This window comes from Caldalkalibacillus salinus, from assembly GCF_016745835.1.
GTDB classification, from domain to species: Bacteria; Bacillota; Bacilli; order Caldalkalibacillales; family JCM-10596; genus Caldalkalibacillus_A; species Caldalkalibacillus_A salinus.
In genome coordinates this window covers 19,499-41,526 of the sequence record NZ_JAERVL010000013.1, presented here as the reverse complement: position 1 = coordinate 41,526, position 22,028 = coordinate 19,499, and the positions used below count along the sequence as shown (strand labels likewise).

The 22,028-nt window shown below is 43.1% G+C and carries 20 protein-coding genes and 1 riboswitch; all 20 genes read left to right on the top strand.

Translation table 11 applies throughout. From position 1 onward, the window contains the following. Positions 1 to 434 precede the first annotated feature (434 nt). The 20 genes from JKM87_RS09565 (at position 435) to JKM87_RS09470 (ending at position 21,914) form a co-directional block, all read left to right on the top strand. Positions 435 to 1,523 carry a glycerate kinase gene (locus tag JKM87_RS09565; protein WP_336885158.1) on the top strand — a complete coding sequence of 363 codons (1,089 nt, stop codon included), beginning with the start codon at positions 435 to 437 and terminating at the stop codon, positions 1,521 to 1,523. Positions 1,524 to 2,005: 482 nt separating this feature from the next. Next, entirely contained in the window at positions 2,006 to 2,737 is a 732-nt protein-coding gene (locus JKM87_RS09560) for a hypothetical protein (protein ID WP_202080128.1), read from the top strand. Positions 2,738 to 2,767: 30 nt separating this feature from the next. Then, positions 2,768 to 3,322: a hypothetical protein gene (locus JKM87_RS09555; RefSeq protein WP_202080127.1), complete on the top strand. Its 555-nt coding sequence runs from the start codon at positions 2,768 to 2,770 to the stop codon at positions 3,320 to 3,322. 263 nt (positions 3,323 to 3,585) lie between these two features. Continuing rightward, complete coding sequence (locus JKM87_RS09550) at positions 3,586 to 5,235, top strand: alkaline phosphatase (protein WP_202080126.1); 1,650 nt, start codon at positions 3,586 to 3,588, stop codon at positions 5,233 to 5,235. A gap of 521 nt (positions 5,236 to 5,756) precedes the next feature. Further along, positions 5,757 to 7,145 carry a group II intron reverse transcriptase/maturase gene (ltrA, locus tag JKM87_RS09545; protein WP_202080125.1) on the top strand — a complete coding sequence of 463 codons (1,389 nt, stop codon included), beginning with the start codon at positions 5,757 to 5,759 and terminating at the stop codon, positions 7,143 to 7,145. A gap of 239 nt (positions 7,146 to 7,384) precedes the next feature. After that, the gene (locus JKM87_RS09540; protein ID WP_202080124.1) at positions 7,385 to 7,840 is read left to right on the top strand and encodes a MarR family winged helix-turn-helix transcriptional regulator; all 456 of its coding nucleotides are present in this window, start codon (positions 7,385 to 7,387) and stop codon (positions 7,838 to 7,840) included. Positions 7,841 to 8,124: 284 nt separating this feature from the next. Next, on the top strand, positions 8,125 to 9,075 hold the full coding sequence (locus JKM87_RS09535) for a ring-cleaving dioxygenase (protein WP_202080123.1): 951 nt from the start codon (positions 8,125 to 8,127) through the stop codon (positions 9,073 to 9,075). A gap of 115 nt (positions 9,076 to 9,190) precedes the next feature. Then, positions 9,191 to 9,796: an alpha/beta hydrolase gene (locus tag JKM87_RS09530; protein ID WP_202080122.1), complete on the top strand. Its 606-nt coding sequence runs from the start codon at positions 9,191 to 9,193 to the stop codon at positions 9,794 to 9,796. 324 nt (positions 9,797 to 10,120) lie between these two features. Beyond that, the gene (wrbA, locus tag JKM87_RS09525; protein ID WP_236838728.1) at positions 10,121 to 10,732 is read left to right on the top strand and encodes an NAD(P)H:quinone oxidoreductase; all 612 of its coding nucleotides are present in this window, start codon (positions 10,121 to 10,123) and stop codon (positions 10,730 to 10,732) included. A gap of 413 nt (positions 10,733 to 11,145) precedes the next feature. After that, positions 11,146 to 11,778 carry a copper resistance CopC family protein gene (locus JKM87_RS09520; protein WP_202080120.1) on the top strand — a complete coding sequence of 211 codons (633 nt, stop codon included), beginning with the start codon at positions 11,146 to 11,148 and terminating at the stop codon, positions 11,776 to 11,778. Then, positions 11,779 to 12,894 carry a copper resistance D family protein gene (locus JKM87_RS09515; protein WP_202080119.1) on the top strand — a complete coding sequence of 372 codons (1,116 nt, stop codon included), beginning with the start codon at positions 11,779 to 11,781 and terminating at the stop codon, positions 12,892 to 12,894. A gap of 368 nt (positions 12,895 to 13,262) precedes the next feature. Then, positions 13,263 to 13,790, top strand: coding sequence for a hypothetical protein (locus JKM87_RS09510; RefSeq protein ID WP_202080118.1), 528 nt, complete (start codon positions 13,263 to 13,265; stop codon positions 13,788 to 13,790). A gap of 374 nt (positions 13,791 to 14,164) precedes the next feature. Then, positions 14,165 to 15,289 (top strand): inorganic phosphate transporter, encoded by a 1,125-nt coding sequence (locus JKM87_RS09505; protein WP_336885156.1) that lies wholly within the window; start codon positions 14,165 to 14,167, stop codon positions 15,287 to 15,289. Continuing rightward, positions 15,270 to 15,998: a phosphoadenylyl-sulfate reductase gene (locus JKM87_RS09500; protein ID WP_419761852.1), complete on the top strand. Its 729-nt coding sequence runs from the start codon at positions 15,270 to 15,272 to the stop codon at positions 15,996 to 15,998. Before JKM87_RS09505 ends, JKM87_RS09500 begins: the two co-directional genes overlap by 20 nt. A gap of 119 nt (positions 15,999 to 16,117) precedes the next feature. Then, on the top strand, positions 16,118 to 17,254 hold the full coding sequence (sat, locus tag JKM87_RS09495) for a sulfate adenylyltransferase (RefSeq protein ID WP_202080117.1): 1,137 nt from the start codon (positions 16,118 to 16,120) through the stop codon (positions 17,252 to 17,254). Then, positions 17,251 to 17,874, top strand: coding sequence for an adenylyl-sulfate kinase (gene cysC, locus JKM87_RS09490; protein ID WP_202080116.1), 624 nt, complete (start codon positions 17,251 to 17,253; stop codon positions 17,872 to 17,874). The genes sat and cysC overlap by 4 nt, the downstream gene beginning before the upstream one ends. Further along, positions 17,871 to 19,493, top strand: coding sequence for a nitrite/sulfite reductase (locus tag JKM87_RS09485; RefSeq protein ID WP_202080115.1), 1,623 nt, complete (start codon positions 17,871 to 17,873; stop codon positions 19,491 to 19,493). Before cysC ends, JKM87_RS09485 begins: the two co-directional genes overlap by 4 nt. Before the next feature lie 83 nt (positions 19,494 to 19,576). Then, positions 19,577 to 20,641, top strand: a complete 1,065-nt coding sequence (locus tag JKM87_RS09480; protein ID WP_202080114.1) for an anthranilate phosphoribosyltransferase — start codon at positions 19,577 to 19,579, stop codon at positions 20,639 to 20,641. Next, positions 20,601 to 21,416, top strand: a complete 816-nt coding sequence (locus JKM87_RS09475; RefSeq protein WP_202080113.1) for a sirohydrochlorin chelatase — start codon at positions 20,601 to 20,603, stop codon at positions 21,414 to 21,416. The genes JKM87_RS09480 and JKM87_RS09475 overlap by 41 nt, the downstream gene beginning before the upstream one ends. A 78-nt stretch (positions 21,417 to 21,494) precedes the next feature. Next, a riboswitch (SAM riboswitch) is annotated at positions 21,495 to 21,621 on the top strand. 101 nt (positions 21,622 to 21,722) lie between these two features. Then, entirely contained in the window at positions 21,723 to 21,914 is a 192-nt protein-coding gene (locus tag JKM87_RS09470; RefSeq protein ID WP_202080112.1) for a YezD family protein, read from the top strand. The last annotated feature ends 114 nt before the right edge of the window (positions 21,915 to 22,028 follow it).

The window sequence follows — 22,028 nt, the reverse complement described above, 5'->3', positions numbered from 1 at the left end:
TATTATGAATGTTCAAACTTAATTAATGCAATGCTAGTGAAGTTGGATATAAAAATAAAAGATATAAGTGAGACAACAAGTAAAAGTGACAAAAAGAGCGACAATCATGCCCAGCAGATGATCTCCACCAGCGCCACCCATATCCGTAGTGGGATTTTCACCTTCTGTTAAGGTGATAGACTGATAGATTGGAGCATCACCATGTAAGAAAAAGGGTACTCGTTAGAAGTGTTAGGATGATGACGAGAATCAAATGTTTTCTCATAACCGACATCCCCTTTTATATTTTTATCATTATATAATGCACGGGGCCTTTATGTATATAGCTTTAAGAAGAAAGAAAATTCAAGTTTTAGATACAGGAGGTCAATGGATGAAAATCATTATCGCGCCGGACTCTTTCAAAGAAAACTGCACATGCAGTCGCCAACGCTATAGAAGAAGGCTTTAAAGAGATATTTCCGTCAAGTGAATATGTTAAGATTCCTATGGCTGATGGTGGAGAAGGGACTGTTCACGCCCTCGTCCGTGCTTGTGATGGTGACTTAAAGGAAGCTTCCGTCAGGGGACCATTGGGGGACACAGTTAAGGCAAGCTACGGATTAATTCAAAACGGTCGTACAGCCGTGATAGAAATGTCAGCTGCCTCCGGGTTGCCCTTAGTGGCTCCTACACAGCGCCGTCCTCTAGACGCGACAACGTGGGGAACGGGTGAGTTAATCAAAGCAGCTTTAGATGATGGGGTTCAACGCATCATCATGGGCATCGGTGGAAGCGCGACTAACGATGGGGGAGCAGGCATGCTCCAGGCACTAGGCTATAAGTTATTAGACTATAACGGACAACAGATCGGTGATGGTGGTGGTCAACTACATCAACTATATAAGATTGATACGAGTGAGTGTGATACGAGATTAAGTGAGGTCAAAATAGAGGTCGCTTGCGACGTCGATAATCCTCTCATAGGCCCTCGTGGAGCTTCGTATGTCTACGGTCCACAAAAAGGCGCATCGGAAGACATGGTCAAAATACTAGATCATAATTTGGCTCATTACGGACAGACGATAAAAGATCAACTCGGGATTGATGTTCTTAACATGAAAGGAGCGGGTGCAGCAGGGGGGATTGGCGCAGCACTTGTTGCCTTTCTCGGAGCAGAACTCCGAAGCGGGATTGATCTGATGGTATCTATTACACGGCTCGAATCTTATGTTAAGGATGCCTCGCTTGTTATAACAGGAGAAGGAAGAATAGATCAACAATCTTTACATGGGAAAGTCCCGGTTGGTGTCGCTCAACTCGCTCAGAGACATGGTGTTCCAGTCATATGTATAGCCGGTACAATACAGACTGAAGGAAATGACAATCACTTTGCTCAGTATGGTATGGACAAACTGTTTAGTATCGTACCTGGCGTGATATCCATAGATGAAGCGATGGCCAATGCCCAACAGTACGTGTATCAAACATCACGGCGTATCGCCTCTGCTCTAAAGTTGGGCCAGAGTCTTATAAACGAATAGTCTATAAGTGTTTAAGTACAGGATGTATCATCTGGAAGGATGGGCTATAGCACCATCCTTATTTTTATTGGGCTTGCCTCCAGCCAACGTTACCGTAGAAACGATTTTAGAAACGATCTGTCATGGGTGTGTTTTTACGAGCTGTTATGTGTTGTGCGGGCTATATGAAAAGCCATCATTAAAAAACCAGCTATAAGTAAGGCGTAGTCTCTCGTCACAATGAGAGATTGAAGCCTTCCTATACCTGGTTTGTCACAAGTGCAGTGATACCCCTAAGTTAACAGGACTACGAAAAAGAAAGAAGTATTATTGCCTGCACCTTGTCTTATAACTTTCGCCAATCAAATTGGTTTTGTGGATAAGACTAAAGTCCTGTTTTTGTGTAAACCTAAAGTTTTAGTTCAAAATTGTATCCAAATAATGTAAAATAAAAACGTAGACGATGCGGAGGTTGACTTAATCTTAAAGTGGGAGGGGATATATTGTTTAAAAAATATGTCAGTATCGTCCTGTTTGTAATGCTAGTCTTAAGTGTTTTTACCGGTATGATTGCGGCGAATGGGGAGGATGTAAGTAACGAAAGTCATGACGACGAGAGCGTAGGGAAAGCGTTCATTAAACTGAAATATGAACTAGATACAGAAAAGGCATTCACTCATTCAGAGATGGATGAACTACAATCCCTAGGATGGACGGTAGAAGAGGATCAAATATTCAGGTTGTCTAAAGTGCAAGAGGCCGAGATTGAAGTGAATGGAATTCAGACACCGGTTAATGATGGTCTATTTGAAGTGGAAGGATCACCAGACACGATAGACATTCGAACACCTGCCGGTACTTACAGTGTTAGTCGTAACAGCGAAGGAGAATACATACTCGTACATGAAGAGGATTTCTATGAGATGATGGATAGCATGGACAGAGTACATCTATCTGATGAACATGGTGAGATTTCACCGTTAAGTTATGGAAAGAAATATTCACCCGGAGAATGGGTCCACTGCAATCGATTTAATGGTCCACTTTCAGATGACGTGCACTATGATAAAGCTAAAAATCCGTTTAAAGCGGTGAGAAATTTCACCGGTAGTGACTGCGATATGGCCTTATTAAGGTGGCTAAAATGTTATAGCCATGACCATTGTAATATTGAGGGGCCTGCTGCAGCATGTTCAACTCATATTGGTCACAGTGCTTTGTATCACCGACACTAAACATATTAAATAACATCTAGGAGGAGCCGTATGACTATCTTGGTTTTAACAGTATGCGCAGTTTTGGTTATCTTAAGTCTCGTGATGTACCAAAAAACAAAAAGGAAACAACCTTTGTTCCTGTTGTTAGTACCATTGGTAGCCGTCATGATCCTTGTCGGTTGGGGGACGTCAACGAGTGTTTTTGTAAAAAGCACGGATCTCGGTGGGGAGCAAGTTGGAACAATGATGCTAGGACAATCGATTGAAGATGTGGAAATTCAATTAGGGGAGTACACGCAGGAGGACAACGTAAATGTTGAGAAAATGCGTGTGTATGCCTCTATGCGAATAGGACTTAATGAACAAAATGAGATCTCGTATCTTTCCATCGAGGACCCAGATTATGAAACATCTCAAGGGATTAAGGTTGGGGACGAAGTAGATATGGCTATAGAGCCCTATGGGGAACATTATCGAGAATCAAAAGAGATGGGGATGGGTTCCTATATTGAGTACGTCGATAAGGAACGGAACACACGACTACAGTTCTGGTATGATGACACCCGTCATATCCAACGTATCGTCTACGAATATACTGATTAAAGAAATCCCTACAATAATAGGGTTAGTGAATAGTAAGATTATTGTTATAGTGCAACAGACCTTGTGAAAAGTGCAAGGTCTTTTTTTGCATCAAAAGATTGGAAAAAGTGGAGCATCTGGAATATGCTATGGGTTAATATATGGAGCTTTGATGTCATTCTACCCTAAGTGCTTATTTACACAAAATTTATAGACATGTTATAGCCTCTTAATATTTAAAATATACATTGAAATTGTAGTATAGAGAAATAGGAGGAGAGCAAATGAAAAATTTACGTTGGTCAAAAGTATGCGTTGTTGTCTTAGCCATCTTACTGATCTACACACCGTTTCATTCAGTTGCTGAAGCAAATCAAAAGAAAGTCGACAATGTCATTCTACTCATACCGGATGGTATGGGCGCGAGTTATGTCACGGCTACAAGAATTTTTAAAGGTGACCACTTATCATTTGAGCCTTATCTAAAGGGCATGGTGAAAACAGGATCTGCAGATACGAATGTAACGGATTCGGCAGCTGCTGGAACAGCAATGGCAACCGGAGTTAAAACGAATAATGGCGTGGTGTCCATGACACCGGACGGTGAGATACTGCCAACAATTTTACAAGCAGCAAAAGCACAAGAAAAAGCCACTGGGCTGGTGGCCACTTCGCGTATCACTCACGCAACTCCAGCTGTCTTTGCCTCTCACACAGAGAGTAGACAAAATGAAGAAGAGATAGCTCCCCAGTTTCTCAATGTGGTTGACGTCATCTTAGGCGGGGGAAGAGACATGTTCCTTCCAGCTGACGAGGGTGGAAAACAAGGAGATCGTCATTTGATAAAGGAATATCAAGCTGAGGGGTATCAGTATGTCTCAACAACAGATGAGTTAAACAACACCACTGGGGATAAAGTGTTAGGTTTATTTGCCATGTCAGATCTTAAGTACGATATTGATCGGGAGCCACATGTTCCAAGTTTAGCTGAAATGACGGCATACGCCATCGAACAACTCCAGCGTAATGATCATGGCTTTTTTCTAATGGTAGAGGGAAGTCAAATTGATTGGGCAGGACATGCTCATGACCCTGTAGCCGCTATTACTGATACAATCGCTTTTGACCAAGCTGTAGAGGAAGCACTTGATTTTGCTCAAGAAGACAAGAATACACTTGTGATAGTGGTAGGTGACCACGAAACTGGCGGGATGAACATCGGTACAACAGCAGGGGGCTACAATGAAAACATACAAGCATTAAAACAGGCTCAAGCAAGTAGTGCAGCCATAGCAGATAAATTAAAGACGGATGCTCAATGGGTATTGAATTTGGAAAAAGCTATCCTGGTAGATGAAGAAGTATTCGTCCCCCTACGGGAGACGATTGATACGCTGGGAGGACAAGTGAAATACCAGTCTGCGACAAATGAGATTAGTGTAGACCTTCATGATCAGGATAACCAGACTATCGTGATTCATCCGAATGACGAGAGAATTCAGTTAGTTAACAATAATAGTTATGTCTCACTCACACAACTCTCAGAATGGCTTAACTTGGACGTAGGGGTAGAATGGGATGATGAGACACCAACTTACGGATACTTCACTAAAATACAGAGCATCGTGAGTGAGCTCTCGGGTATCGACGTGACAGAAGATGATGTTCTAACGATAGTCAATTCAGACTGGGGACAACTCGGTCAGGTTATAGGCCCGGTTCTTTCTGAGTATGCCATGATCAGTTGGGGATCGAGATATCATACAGGGGTAGATGTGCCCCTTTATGCGTATGGTAAAGGGGCTGGGGAGTTTATTGGATTAATAGATAACACTGAGCTCCCACAGATTATTTCATATCTACAAGGATTAGAGGCCTTTGATGATGAACAAGCGTTTATGAAATCGTTAAGAGAGCGTCGTGGAGAACATTAAAAAATGTAGTTCTAACATGAGCATTGCACAGGCGTTCAAATATGAACACTTGTATGACTTAAAGCTTGGCCTTGTGCCAAGCTTTTTTTAAGTGTGTGCCCGGCATGGATTATAACTTGGTGGTGAAAGTCCACTACAGGCTTGGCAGTAGGAACTGTTAGCCAAAGGCAAGGGTGTCCACCGTGAGGTGGAATCTGAAGGAAGCCGGAGGCAAACTCCCGGACTGACGAACAGGAACTGTATATAAGGCTGAAATGGAACGGACGAGTTTGCACTACAAAACAAAGTCCAATACTGCCCGAGTTCCATACAGTAAATACAGCAGTTACGTGGGAGGAAGGTTATAGTTCTTACCCGGGGAGGTCTTACAAGGGTTCCCGACAAGAGGGAAGGAATTTCCCACAGGAACAATCAAGGCAAGGATGTCTTGATGAATTGTAAGAAGTCAGCAGAAGCCATAGTAATCCTAAAGGATGAAGGGCTGAACAATAGTAATCTTGGAAACATCGGAGGTGTGAGAAATGCAAAAATCACAGACAACGTTCAAGGACGACTACTCTCAGGAGAATAGGATGGAATCCGAAGATAATGGGAGAGTGTGTAGTATTTCTCGCGGTGAAGGTGAAAGAAAAGATGGTGTGTACAACCTTATAAACAAAATTGTTAGCCATGACAACTTGAATCTCGCTTACAAGAGAGTAAAGGCTAATAAAGGCTCTGCAGGTATTGATGAGATGGAAGTGGAAGAACTTTATGGACATCTAGTACAAAACAAGAAATCCATTATATCTCAAATCAAAGACGGCTCATATGAGCCTCAACCTGTTAAACGCGTGGAAATCGATAAAGAAGATGGGTCAAAAAGAAAACTAGGAATCCCAACTGCAACAGACCGATTCGTACAACAAGCCATTCACCAAGTCATAGAGAAGGTGGTTGACCCAACTTTCTCTGATTCGAGCTTCGGATTCAGACCAAAACGAAGTGCGCATGACGCAATGAGAAAAGCAAAAGAATATTATGAGAAAGGTTATCGAACCGTAGTTGATATTGATATGAAACAATATTTTGATACGGTAAACCACGACAAGCTTATGTACCATGTTGAAGAACATATCAAAGACCCAATAGTTCTTCGACTCATTCGGAAATTTCTCAGAAGTGGGGTTTCAATAGATGGCAAAGTCTACTCAACTGAGGTTGGTTGCCCTCAAGGTGGAAACCTCTCTCCGATATTGAGCATCATCTATCTTGATCAACTGGATAAGGAATTGGAGAAACGCGGACATCGATTCATACGATATGCCGATGACTGTAATATCTATGTGAAATCGAGAAAAGCAGGGTACCGAGTGATGGAAAGCATAACCAACTTCTTGGAAAATAGTCTGAAACTCGTTGTGAACCGTCAGAAAAGTGAAGTTGGAAGCCCGTTGAAACGTAAGTTTCTAGGCTTTTGCCTACACGTTACAAAGGATGGTGTAGGCTTTCGTCCACATAACAAATCTAAAAAGAAATTAGAAAAGAAGCTTAGACAACTCACAAAGCGTAACCGTTATGGCAACATCCGGCTTATCATCAAAGAAATAAATGAAGTAACGACTGGATGGATTAACTATTATGGCATTAGCTATATGAAGAACTATATTCGCTCGCTTAACCAATGGTTAAGAAGGAGAATTAGACAAATCATATGGAAACGCTGGAAGAAAGTCAAAACAAGATATAAAAGTCTAATGAAACTTAAAATACCAAAACAAAAAGCTTGGGAATGGGCCAACACACGCAAAGGGCACTGGCATATCGCCTGCAGCTTTATTCTACATCGAGCCATTAAAAATGAAATTCTCGAGAGAGTTGGTCTGAAAGACCTGAACCAACTCCTCGAGAAAGCACACTCAAACTATTGAACCGCCGTGTACGGAACCGTACGCACGGTGGTGTGAGAGGACGGGGGTTATTTCCCCTCCTACTCGATTTTTGCAACCATTAAATATAAACATGTGTCTATATACTAAAGGTGAATTCATCAAGTTTGAGATAAAGCTTCAGATTATCATTTGACATTGGAATCAGAATAAAGTATATTTATCTTGAATTCGAGATAAATGCGAAAAAATGTTGTTGATATATTAAAGGTGTGACATTGATGAATACACAAAAGAATAATGAAAATGATCTCGCACTCAAGTTATTCGTTGTCTTGAACAAGGCAGCACGAGAAATAGCGGACCGCGTTGAATCGGATATGAGAAGTCATGGTTTGAATCCAACTGAGTTTCAAGTCCTCGAGTTGCTATACCATAAAGGGGATCAACCGATTCAGCAAATAGGAAAGAGGGTTCTTCTAGCAAGTGGCAGCATCACTTATGTCGTTGATCGATTAGAACAAAAAGGGTACCTTGAGCGTCGATCCTGCCCTAAGGATCGCAGAGTGACGTATGCTGCGATTACGACCAATGGTAAAACGCTTATGGATGATATCTTTCCCAGACATCGTGAGGCTTTAGAAGAGATGTTTAGTGTGTTAGATAATGACGAGAAAGCAACAATGATTGATAAATTGAAAAAGCTAGGGTTATTCGTCAAAGACATTGATGCCTAATCTTGCCAAACCTATAAACTATATAATTGATAGATAAAAAGCAACCTGAGCAGTCCTAAATCCGAAGACTGAATGCGTCAAGTATGACGCCAGATGAAAGGGTTTTATAGTAAAGGGTTTTATGGTTTAAGGGCTTTAAATGATGATTCGTGATGGTCTCGGTCATCATTTTTTATAAAAAAAATATCTCGAAATAAAGATATATGATATTAGGGTAGTTGGTTTGATCATTCACGTGGTTGGATACGCTAAAAAAAATAATACAACGAAGAGGAGCGGGATATATGGCGAAACAAACGATGGGCATTCATCACATTTCTGCAATTGTAGGCCACCCTCAAGAGAATGTCGATTTTTACGCCGGCCTACTAGGGTTACGTCTAGTTAAGCGTACCGTGAATTTTGATGATCCCGGGACGTACCATTTGTATTTTGGTAATGATAGTGGCAGTCCGGGCACGATTATGACTTTCTTTCCTTGGCCTAATGGGAGACGTGGCAGAGTGGGGAGCGGGCAAGTGGGAACGACCGCTTTTGCTGTACCACAAGGCAGTTTAGCGTTCTGGGAGGAAAGGCTAGCCCACTTTAAGGTACCCTATAATCACCTTGAACGTTTCGGAGAGAAGTCGATCCACTTTGAAGACCCTCATGGACTAAAGCTATCCTTGGTTGAAAATAATCAAGGTGACTTAAGTCAGTGGGCAATTGGTGAAATTACCCCCGAAGTGGCCATTAAAGGCTTTGCTGGCGCAACGTTATGGTCTCACCACCCACAGTATACGGAAAGCCTTCTCACTAATATACTGGGCCTGGAAAAATGGGGAGCGGAAAATGACCTCCTTCGGTTTAAAGCCCCGGGCGACATCGGTAGCATCATCGACATGAGTCTTACAACTAGACAGAGAGGAGTGACTGGGGTTGGTACGGTTCATCATATCGCCTGGCGAACGAAAGATGATGGAGAGCAGTTAGAGTGGAGACAACTCATACAAGACCAGGGTTATCACGTCACTCCGGTGCAACCGAGACAGTATTTTAACTCCATCTACTTCCGGGAGCATGGTCAAATCCTATTTGAAATAGCCACCGACCCACCCGGATTTGAAGTAGATGAAACTTACGATGAGCTTGGGCACTCACTTAAGCTACCAGAATGGTATGAAACACAGAGAGAGAAGATTGAGGACCATCTTCAACCGATCACTGTACCTGAACAAGATCAGGATGCCCGTTAAACCGCTGTTCACATGTCTTCTGGCACAAGAGCATGATAGCTATGCGAGGGTATGACATTAACCAAACCCTAGACGCACGCCATACACTTATCAGACGATAAAGGAGAGAATCATGATGGAACATATTTTTCAAAAAGGATCAGATGAAACGAAGCCCGTACTGTTATTACTCCATGGCACAGGCGGTAATGAAAGAGACTTACTCCCTCTCGCGGCCATGATCGATGACACAGCCTCCGTGTTAAGTGTTCGAGGGAACGTGTCCGAAAACGGCATGCCCAGATTTTTTCGCCGTTTAGCTGAAGGCGTATTTGATGAGGATGATCTAATTTTTCGTACAAAAGAATTGAATCAATTTCTAGACGAATCTGCGCAGCAGTACGGATTTGATCGTCAAAATGTACTGGCTGTGGGGTACTCTAATGGTGCTAACATAGCCGGTAGCCTCCTTTATCATTATGAAAACGCATTGAAGGGGGCCATCCTACACCACCCTATGGTACCAAGAAGAGGAGTGACGTTACCCGACTTATCAGCTACGCCTGTCTTTATCGGAGCAGGGAAGAACGACCCCATTTGTTCCCCTGAAGAGTCTATGGAGCTTAAAGATACTTTACAAGAAGCTGGCGCCGAGGTTGAACTCCATTGGGAACAACAGGGGCATAGCTTAACCCAGACCGAAGTACAAGCGGCAGCGGCCTGGTATCAAGCCCGTTACTAACCTTCTAGAATGCTGCTTATGTTCTCATACCTACAGGTAAGGTGCTTACTTTTTAAATGAACTAGACGATATATTAGTTATTTGTTTTGTTTAAAACTTTGCTTAAAAAATCAACATAGTCAAGCGCTATGTTGGCTTTTAAGAATAAATTACCCTCTAATTGGGTAACCAATAAATATGGACAAACAGTCGTTGACGTGTATCCAGTTGTTCTTGGAGGTGGTATAACATACGATCTCAGCGTGGGCAGAAATATGAGTAGAGGTGACTGACATGGGATTCTTAGATAAGTTATTTGGAAAAAACACAAAGGAGAATGATACGATGGCAGACATTAAGTTAGCGATTATTTATTATAGTTCAACAGGGACAAACTACCAATTAGCACAATGGGCAGCAGAAGGAGGTAAGGCTGCAGGTGCAGATGTGAAAATTTTAAAAGTACCTGAGCTTGCCCCTAAAGATGCGATTGAGTCCAATCCAGCATGGAAAGCGCATATCGAAGCCACTCAAGACGTACCTGAAGTCACCTTAGATGACCTAGAAAACGCTGACGCTATTATCTTCAGTGTGCCAACACGTTTTGGTAACGTACCCGCTCAGATGAAACAGTTCCTCGATACAACGGGAGGACTGTGGTTTAACGGTAAACTAGTGAACAAAGTTGTCAGTGCAATGGCCTCAGCAAATAATCCACATGGAGGACAAGAGGCCACCATCTTAAATCTCTACACAACGATGCACCATTGGGGCGCCATTATTGCGTCGCCTGCTTATACTGATCCTGTGGCGTTCACTTCAGGTGGAAACCCATACGGTACGAGTGTCACTGTAGACCAAGATGGTCATATGCAAGAAGATGTTGAGGAAGCGGTTAAACACCAAGCGAAACGTACAGTGACCATAGCAAAAGCGATTAGTACGTTAAAAGAATAAAAATGATCCGAAGTAAAGACTTGAAAAAAACAGGCCATCTGAGCTAAACAAAGTCATTTAACTTTGAAGAGTAGTAGGCGGTAAGGGCTTGCTACTCTTTTTGGTGTTTCATGCTCAATGATATGGTTAAAACCACGATTCTTTTTTCCGCCCATTTTGATCATCGTATTGTTGGGGCATTATTCACATAAAAAATATAAAAATATGGAAACATTGAATATTGATGGTTAAAATATGGTTCTCGACAATGATTGACAAAAGATTTATCCTTAAATTAAGAATCGACAAAAAATTCAGCGTTTATGCTAGGAAGAGGCTTAGTTGAGAAAAAGCAGAGTTGAGAGGCAAAAGAGTTGCCATAATCCCTATACAGAAACGGTAAGGACTTTAAGGACTTGAAAGGCGGGACTTTGATGAAAAGGATATTAATCATGGCTGCAAGCCTACTTTTATTTTTCCCAACTACAACTCAAGCCCATACATATCTTAATGATTCCAATCCACAGGCAGGGGCAGACGTAGGACAACCTGTAAAAGAAATAATATTATATTTTGATACGAAAGTAGAGCCACAAAGTACTTTTGAAGTCGTGGATGAAGCAGGAGAGGTCTATCAGACATCTTCAACCAACATAGAAAAGAACGTGATGAGTGGCACGATGACAGAACGGTTAACGACGGGTACATACACTGTAAACTGGGATATTATCGGAGCTGACGGCCATCTGATCCAAGGAAGCTTTTCTTTCGATGTTCATGCTGATCAACCTCGTCCTGAACAGGAAGCCAATGGGGAAGCACAGGGGGAGAATCGATCTACATCAGTGGAGCATACAAGATCCGAAGAGCAGGACGGAACAGAGATAGATGAGGAAAAGCATGCTGAATCACTAGAATCGGACAGTACAGACACTAAAACATTGTCTCAGAATGCTTCCTCTCATGCACACCAAGAACAGTCCTTTCCTTTTATAACGATGATGTCTATCATCGTTTTGTTAGGTGGATCTAGTTTTTGGTATGTGAGTAGGAGGAGTAACGGTTAGATGATCTATACATTGGGCCAGACATTGCTTTATGTTTCGATATGTATCCTTCTGGGACATTTTATTTTACAATTAATCCCCATAGATAAAAAACCAAGAGTTTATATGCCAACGTCGGTGCTGATGACGTCTTTAATCGCTATAACAGTGTTTTCGTATTTTCCTGCGTTAGACATTATTTTATACCTTAAAGATAGAGTTGGGTGGACCGATGCGCTTCTGTCTGTGACGTTTGTATCGAGTGTAGGTCAAGTGTGGATTTTAATCACTCTAATATGTATCATTTTAGGATTTATATCACTTATTCATGAAAAGAAAAAAGGCGTGTTTTATCATCCACAAGGCAAATCAATTTCCATCATTGCGATGATGTTTATTTTATTACTTGTTATATTAATTTGCTGGACGAGTCATGCGGCGTCTATATCTAAAAGCATAGGTTTCATTTCTCAAACCGTTCATTTTGTCTGCGTCACTGTATGGGTGGGCATCATGCTCGTGATAGGATGGTGGGGCCAAGAGGCCAAACACTTTCGTTCCTTTCTAACATGGTACCATCCCGTTGCGACGGTTTGTGTCGTTCTCATCGTAGCCGCCGGATTTGGACTGATGAAAGTCGTTAATAGTTTTGAGGCCTATCCTAGTACCTGGGCCATTTCTTACGGACAATCTTTGTTAATTAAACATTTACTCATTATACCTTTATTCGCGTTTGCTTTCATTAATGGCTTTCTAATGAAAAGAAGATTGTCGAGCAAATCTATCACAAACCCGTATCCTTGGATGAGGGCAGAAAGCATTATTATTATCTTGATATTGACAGCAACGGCGGCTCTAAGTCAGCAAGCGCCACCTCACGATATTCATAGTGTTTTGTCACATGAGGGGCCTTCACCGCTGTTCACTCTTTTTCACCAGGGCGTTGTACAGTCCGATATACCACTGACATTTGGTTTTAATGTGACAAGTATCTTACTATTTGTTATAGCGATTGCGCTACTCGTAAGTTCCGTTGTCTCATTCAAACGCGACTATTCATCCTTAGTGTCTTTAAGTGCTAGCGTGTTGTTTGTGATCACCAGCTACTCAGCGATTATGTTAAGCATTACATACTAGCCAAAATTTCTAACGATGCCAACCAATGGGTGACATAGGATGACTAAGCCACATAGGATGACTAAGCCACATAGGATGACTAAGTCAATAGCAGCAGTACTTAAGTGGAAGATGAGGTCTTCCACTTTTTTAAGCTCTACAATACACCTATGAAACTGCTATATGAATTCAGACATGGGGGATGAAGGGATGTGCTGAAGGGTTTATCTGCCGCCTTTATTCAGGTCTTCTTTCCCTACCCAACATTTGACGTAGAACAGTTTTTTTAGTTTTTTAAAGACAGTATGCTGTTGCTAAACTAGAAATGGTATATTATAGTATAAGCGTATATCAATTACAAATATTGTTTAAGTAGAGAGGAGTATGTCATGAAGCGAGAAGTCACGCGTATGGAGTACGTATTTTTAAGTGTACAAGGCCTCATTCTCATGTTTTGTTTGTTTCACGATTGGATACCTATAGGTTCATTGAACGACGTGCAAGCAGTAAAAGCTGAGAATAGTACAGGAGAAATGATTCGAGGGACGGTATTAAATAGTATATGGCCATTGATAGGGGTGACCTTAACACTCATCTATATGGGTAAAAAATACCCTCTCGTAGCGAGCTTGTTCATCTTTATCTCTTACACCTCAGTGCTCATAGGTGCTATTATGGCTTGGTGGGTACCCTACTTATTCGGGACGGGGGACGCCGCCTTTGTCGATCGATACAATACCATGTTTGGCAACACGCATGCGTTTCTACCATACATGAATGGCATTGTGCCTAACACCGTTCATGTCATCTTTCATTCCAGCCTCGTTTTAACCTTAGTTTTATTTAGTATCATTTGGTACAAAAGCCGTAAACGTACGGTCCAAACAACTCAAAAGTCTCAGACAGCATCAGTATAATCTTCTACGCTCAATCGATTCAAAACATTTCAATCATTTGAAGTATTCAGGTTTCATTTAAATACTAGTTGACGACTAGGAATACTAGGTATATAATAACGACCAAGGACATAGTGAGAGTGCATCGAATAGCATGGGAGCATGATATCTCCCCTGGTAGCACCACTTAGCACTAAAACCCAACACACATAATTACAACCACGCCAACACATAAACATAGACACATAAATTAGACTGGATAACTTGCTGACCGGACAACCGGAGGCTTCCTGGTTTCTCTATAAACAAGAGAAACTAGGGGGCCTCTTTTTGTTTGCTTTTGGGTTACCGACAAAGACAGGTACCTGTAAGGACAGGTACAGGTGGTAAGCAAGGTGAAGGGTGTTTCAATCATGATATTAACTGAACTAACCATTATAATCGCGTTACTTTTTGCTCTTAATATTGGTGCAAGTGGCGCTGCTGCTACAATGGGTCCTGCTTATGGCGGTGGTGCTGTTCGTAGCCGAAGGTTTGCACTATGTCTGGTTGCCGTAATGGCTTTTGGCGGTGCCATGTTGGGTAGTGATAAGGTGATTCAGACCATCGGAGAGAATATACTGCCTTCTCACATTCTCACAGTTGAAGTGGTCCTAATCATACTAATTTCTTCCTGTTTAACGCTCTTTATGGCTAATATACTCGGTATTCCCTTATCAACGAGTGAGGTCACTGTTGGTGCATTAGTGGGTGTGGGCATCGCTTTTCAATCACTTTTCATAGAGCATACGCTTTTTATTGTCCTTTTTTGGTTCGCTATCCCTCTTACGGCGCTCATGATTGCGTTTGTCTTAGGTAAAGGTTTGTCTTGGATCGACAAAAGATGGCCTCATTTAGAAGCTAAAAATGGAAAATGGCGCCGCCCCCTGATTATCCTGCTATTATTAACGGGCTGTATTGAAGCTTTCGCAGCAGGGATGAACAATGTAGCCAATGCCATCGGTCCGATTATCGGGGCAGGACTCGTAAGTGAAGAAAACGGGACATGGTTAGGGGCGCTATTTATGGCACTCGGGGCCGTTCTTTTAGGAGGTAAGGTGCTAGAAACAAACGGCAAAAAAATCACCTCACTGACGTTATTACAAGGTAGTGCCGTATCTGGAACGGGAGGGATTTTAGTCTTGTTGGCCTCATTGTTTGGCATACCGGTCCCTTTAACCCAAGTCACAACGTCAGCGATTGTGGGTATCGGTATGGCTGATACAGGCATGCAAGTGTGGCACAAACAGATCGTGCAAAGGATTATAAAGGTGTGGATCGCCTCCCCTATTATATCTCTAGTGGTGGCCTATAGTTTAGTGCGTGTATTCATGATGTCCGATTACACCAATGCCGTTCTCTTATGCATGTGTACGATTTTGGCCTTTGTAGGAATAGTCCTCCTGGTAAAAATGGCGATCAGGGGGAACATACAGCATCAGAAGAAGGGGGAAGTCCAAAATGAAACGGATGAACCATAAACCGTTGATCTACGACCAGATCAATCAAACAGATTTAGATCAAATGAATGAAGTGTTAGACAATACGGATACGCTTGGTGTCATTGAGTGGGCTTATGACACGTATAGGGAAGAACTCGTTTACGCTTGTAGTTTTGGAGCGGAGGGGATCGTTCTTCTACACCATATTGCCCAAGTTCAGCCCAAAGCTAAAGTGGTGTTTTTAGATACGCACCTGCATTTCAAAGAAACGTATGAGTTGATCGATGAGGTCAAGCAACGTTTTCCCGAATTACAGATCATCATGACTGAGCCAGAACTGACAATACAGCAGCAAGCGGAGCAACATGGAGATCAACTGTGGAAAAAGAGCCCCGATCTCTGTTGTGCGTTGCGTAAAATAGAGCCTCTTAAGCGGGCGCTATCTCCTGCGAAAGCGTGGTTATCCGGTCTACGTCGTGAACAATCGCATACACGGGCCCATACTCAGTTCATTAACTTAGATCATAAATTTAAATCTATCAAAGTGTGTCCACTGATCCACTGGACGTGGTCAGACGTCTGGACTTACATCATGAGGCACAAATTGCCGTATAACCCTTTACATGATCAGGGATATCCAAGTATTGGCTGTGAGCCCTGTACCTTCGCTGTAAGGGAAGGACAGGATAGTCGAGCCGGTCGTTGGTCAGGACAAACGAAGACCGAATGTGGGTTACATCAGTCTTAACCTCTTAGCCTTAATCTTGGCCTTAATCCAATCTCAATCCATAAAGTCAAAGGCAACTGTAAATTCACCTACTTTGGAGGGTTATTTGCAACTAAATATTTCTGCAAGGAGTGATAGATGTGAGCAAGAGCATCCCACACGGGGGACATTTAATAGACAGAACCAACTTAAACCTGGACCTAAGCACAATTGAACGAGAAGTGGTTTTAGACCTTATGGCACTATCTGATCTGACTCTTATTGCCAACGGGGCTTATAGTCCTCTTGAAGGTTTTCTTACGAGAGAAGATTACACTCCCGTCGTTGAAAACATGAGGCTAGCCAATGGTCTGGTGTGGAGTATTCCGATCACTTTGCCCGTCTCTCGTCTTCATGCGGAGACATTACATGTTGGAGAACGTGTTCGTTTATCTTACAACGGAACAGTTTATGGGGTATTAGACGTTGAAGATATCTATGAACCTGATAAGACATCAGAAGCTACTCATGTTTACGGAACATCCGATCAGGCGCATCCAGGGGTGCAAAAGTTATTCCAACGCGGAGAGGTCTATCTTGGAGGACCGGTGACACTTGTAAGAAAGCCGGAAAAAGCGTTTCCGACCGTTCACCAAGACCCGCAAGAAACTCGACAAGCGTTTCAATCACTCGGTTGGCAAACGGTCGTGGGGTTTCAAACACGAAATCCTGTACACAGAGCCCATGAGTATATACAGAAATCAGCGATGGAAATAGTGGATGGTCTTTTGCTTCACCCACTCGTAGGTGAAACAAAGGCTGACGATGTACCAGCCGACATTCGTATGAAAAGCTATGACGTGCTTTTGGAACATTATTATCCACAGAATAGGGTCCACTTAGCCGTATTCCCTGCCGCTATGAGATACGCTGGTCCACGTGAGGCCATATTCCACGCCCTTGTACGTAAAAATTACGGGTGCACACATTTTATTGTGGGCCGTGACCACGCTGGTGTCGGGGATTACTACGGTACATACGATGCGCAACGGATATTTACCTCTTTTACGTACGAGGACCTGGGGATTACACCCCTCTTCTTTGAGCATAGTTTTTACTGCCGTGCGTGTGGCAATATGGCTTCGAGTAAGACCTGTCCTCACGAGGCGTCGGAAAGGCTCATACTATCCGGTACAAAAGTACGCGAGATGCTACGGCATGGTGAAGCGCCGCCACCAGAATTCAGCAGGCCTGAAGTTGCGAATGTGTTGATACAAGGAATGGAGGTGAAAGTATGAGCACGACGCTTACGTCTCAGGTCTATTGGCATCAAAGCCAAGTGAACCAACAAAATCGTGCTAATCTAAATGGCCATCGTGGCTGCACGATATGGTTAACTGGTCTTTCAGGGTCTGGCAAATCAACGATCGCCAACGCTTTAGACCAACGACTTTATGAAATGGGGACCCATAACTATGTTTTAGATGGAGATAACGTTCGCCACGGTTTAAATAAGGACTTGGGGTTTAGTGAAGCTGATCGACGAGAGAATATTCGTCGTATCGGCGAAGTCTCCAAATTAATGGTTGATGCAGGATTGATTGTCATGACGGCTTTTATTTCTCCTTATCAGAGTGATCGTCAGCTGGTGAGACAACTACTAGATGAGGAAGCCTTTATCGAGGTGTATGTTCAATGTCCGTTATCCGAGTGTGAAAAAAGAGACCCTAAAGGCCTCTATCGTAAAGCGAGAAAGGGAGAGATTCAGCAGTTTACAGGTATTAGTGCACCGTATGAAGCGCCGGTTAACCCTGAAATTGTAATTGAAACGGATAAGGTCAGTGTGGCGGAAGCTGTAGAGCAGATTGTAACCTATCTGAACAATCAAGAAATATTGAGAACGGAGGGGAAAGTGTGAGCTATAACAAAGTATGGGCCCAGCAAGAAAAACTAAGCAAAGAAGAAAAGATGAAGCTAGAAAAGGACGGTCTGGAGATCCTACAGGACATCCCGACTTTCGCCCGAGAAGGATTTCAATCCATCCCCAAGGAACTTTGGTCCCATTTTAAATGGGCAGGTTTATATCTCCAAAAACCAAAGGAAGACGGCTATTTTATGATGAGAGTGAACATTCCTTCAGGGATCATGACGAATGATCAAGCGAAAGTATTAGCGTCTATAGCCAAAGATTATGGTCGTGATGTCATAGATATTACCACGCGGCAAGCGATTCAATTCCACTGGCTGCAAATAGAAGACATCCCTGATATTTTCGATCGTTTATCTGAAGTAGGGCTATCTTCCGTTGGCGCTTGTGGTGACATTATGCGTACGATTGTGGGTAACCCTTTAGCGGGCATTGATCCACATGAATTGGTGGATACGCAGGATATGGTGCAGGACATCTATCACTATTTTCAAAGCAATTCAGATTTCTCTAACCTTCCGCGAAAATATAAAATATCTATCTCATCTAATGTCTATAACGCCCAGCATGCAGAAATCAATTGCTTGTCTTTCATCCCGGCAATGAAGGACATAGATGGAGAAAAAGTACGTGGCTTTCACGTTTATGTCGGTGGAGGGCTATCTTCTAAGCCTTATCTCGCACAAGAACTAGATGTGTTCGTACGCCCTGAACAAGTCAAGGATGTCACCATTGCCGTGACCACCATCTTCCGTGACCATGGTTATCGTGACAAGCGACATCGGGCACGCTTAAAGTTTCTGGTCCATGATTGGGGAGTGGAAAAGTTTAAAGAAAAGCTGTTAGAACATATCGATCTACCATCTCGGGGCGTCAACTGCTTTGAGGGCTGGAATGGCGGTTATTTTTACGGTGTTCACGACCAAAAGCAACCTGGTTTGAAATACATCGGGGCTAATGTCCCTATGGGGCGTATGACGTCGGCAGATCTATATGAACTCGCACGTATATCGGAAAAGTTTGGTCAAGGCGAATTACGCAATTGTAACACGCAAAACATCATCATACCGCACATACCGTCTGAGGTAGTTGACACGGTATTGAAGGAAGAGATATTTGAGAGGTTTACAACCGAGCCCAACCGATTCATAGGCTACTCCGTGTCTTGTACGGGCATAGAATACTGCAACCTTGCCCTCGTTGAAACGAAAGAGCGAATGAGACAGATCGCCCTCAAGCTTGATGAGCGCCTCTCACTTGATGTGCCGGTCCGCATTCACATGGTGGGTTGTCCCAATTCTTGTGGGCAAAGGCAAATTGCCGATATTGGCCTCCAAGGGGGACTCATGAAAAATAAAGATAAAAAAATGGTGGAGGCTTTTGAAATTTATGTCGGTGGGACTTTACATGAGACGCCAACGTTTAACCAAAAATTAAAAGGGAAGATACCCGGAGAGGCCATTGGTCGTGTATTAGAAGATTTCCTCACTTACTTCAGTGCACACAAGCATGTCGGTGAGGACTTTTATGCCTTTGTGCAACGCGTAGGAGTGGCACATCTCCAGCAAAAACTAGACGATATCCTTGCCATCGGAGTAGAAGCGTCCTAACCACTAACATATCAATGGCCTAAGCGTAGAAAAGGCAATGATGGCGTGATGACTTGAGCATGTAGGCTAAGGGGGAACTGAACATGGAGCAATGGTTAAAAATCGTAGCCAGGGGAAAGAAAGGTTCAAAAGACTTGACGTATGCTCAGGCTGAATCAGTAGCGGAACGTATCATCTCAGGTGAAGCAACGGACGCGCAAATTGGGGCGTTCCTCGTCGCACAACGCCTGAAAACGGAGTCGGTGGATGAGGTGCTCGCTTTTTGTAAACGACTGAGAGCCCCTATCATGAATAACGCCAATGCACAGACATTGGCAACAAATTTTCATTCTAAACCAATCATAGACTTAGCGGGTCCTTATACGGGGCGCCATACGTTTGCAGCTACCCTTCCCTCAGCTATCTTAATGGCCCAGAGTGGGGTGCCGGTCTATACGCATAGTAGTCCAAGTTTACCTCCTAAGTGGGGTGTATCGTTGGCTGATATGGCCCAAGGCTTAGGGTTGCCAACGTCGGAGACATTACAGGATCTCAATCAACAATTGAAGGAGACGAACATGGGTTTTGCGCTCACAGAGCACTTGTGTGCCCCACTTGCCCAGATTCGTCATATTCGAGAAGAAATCGGGGTGCGTACATTTCTGAACACGGTTGAGAAATTACTTAATATCACACAGGCGCATACGTTAATCGTCGGCGTTTTTCACCGTACTGTCATCGACTTACATGTGGCACTCGTGAGAGCTTTAGGTTATCGGGAAGCATATATCGTTCAGGGAGTGGAAGGCTCAGAGGATCTCCCCTTACATCGAAAGAGCTTCTACTATAAGGTGACCCCCGAAGAGGTTCACGCATTGGAAATTGATCCTGAAGATTACGGGCTTAAGCGCAAAAGAGATCGTTCACGAGAGACGTTAAATCTCGAACAACAAATTGAAATCATTCAGCGCATTTTAAAAGGGGATACATCAGCAGACATTGCCGACTTTCGAGCCCAAGTGCTTTTTAACACAGCGGTGCGTTACTATTTCTGTGGCCGTTTTCCCACAGTTAGTGAGGCTTTACAATTTACCGAACAGCAGTTAAAAGAACCAAAAGGAGTCTATCATGAGTGGGATGTATTCAAATCTACGCTTGTCTCGCGGTGATTTAAGGCAAGGGGTGCTCATCATCGCTCACGGCTCACGCAATCCGAACTGGGTTAAGCAAATTGACCGGCTTTGTCGGCGGGTGCGATCACCCATTCCGATGGTGATCAGCTATTTGGAGCTTGTTGAGGAGAGAAGCATCGCCGAAGGTGTGCAAAAACTTGAACAACAAGGGGTGCAAGACATTATCGTTGTTCCGCTATTCGTTTGTTCAGGGAGTACGCATCTCGCGGAGATCCAATATATACTTGGAATCAATCGGCGGTGTGTAAGACCAACAGACGTCCCCAGAGTACGGACGAATGCCAGAATACAGTGGTGTCCTCCGATTGATGATCATCCTAATCTAGTGTCCATCCTCCGTCAGCGCCTAGGGCAGGTGATGCAAAGTAGCCATCAGCCTGTATTGCTCGTCGCTCATGGCAGTGATAAGGCTCATTGGCTGACAAAGTGGCAAACGGTTTTAGCAAGCATCGTGCGACAGTTGAAAAAAGAGACAGGTCTAGAGCACGTAAGCTATGCCACCTTACTTCCTGATCAACTGCCAAGTAAAATCCGATCCCTGGAAGAGGTCAATCAAGAAGCTCCCATGGTGGTTTTACCTCTTTTTATCGCTGAGGGTTACTTCACCTCTCATGTGATCCCAAGTCGTTTACAGTCGGTGCGTTACGTCCGAGGGAGAGCGATTCTACCTCATCCGCTCATAAGTTTATGGATAGAGGATCAAATACAAGCGCGTTTAACATCAAGTGTAGAAAAATTAAAAATAAATTAAAAAATACATTGACGAGACCTCAAGTCAGGAGTATAATTGGTTAAAATTACAAATTGAAAATCACATATTCATTAAGAACTCTTATCAAGAGAGGTTGAGGGAACTGGCCCTATGATACCTCGGCAACCATTGTGTGGCTTCTCGATTGACAGTCCACACAAAAGGTGCCAAATCCAGCAGAACGCTTGGTTCTGAAAGATGAGAGGTCGGACTAAAAATAAACTTATAAGCGTCGACCTCTTATCAGAGGTCGTTTTTTATTTAAAAAAAAACGCCTCTGAACATCATAGTGGAGGAGGAGAAACCATGCCTAAAAATGAAACTAGTACAATCCCTCACGAAACGTATAACAGAATAACCGAAGCTTTATCAGGATTGGAGTATGGCTCAGTACAGATTGTGGTACACGATTCACAAATCGTAGAGATTCATCGCTTGGATAAACAAAGATTCCCACTTGAAAAAGGAAACAAGCAAAAGGATAAGCGTCAATCGTAGTTCTGTATATAACGCATTATACTTAGCTTGTTGTACTTGGCTTAGGATTTAGAAACAATGCTAAAAACGCGTCAATATATAGCAGCAGAGTGCTGACCGGACAACCGGAGGCTC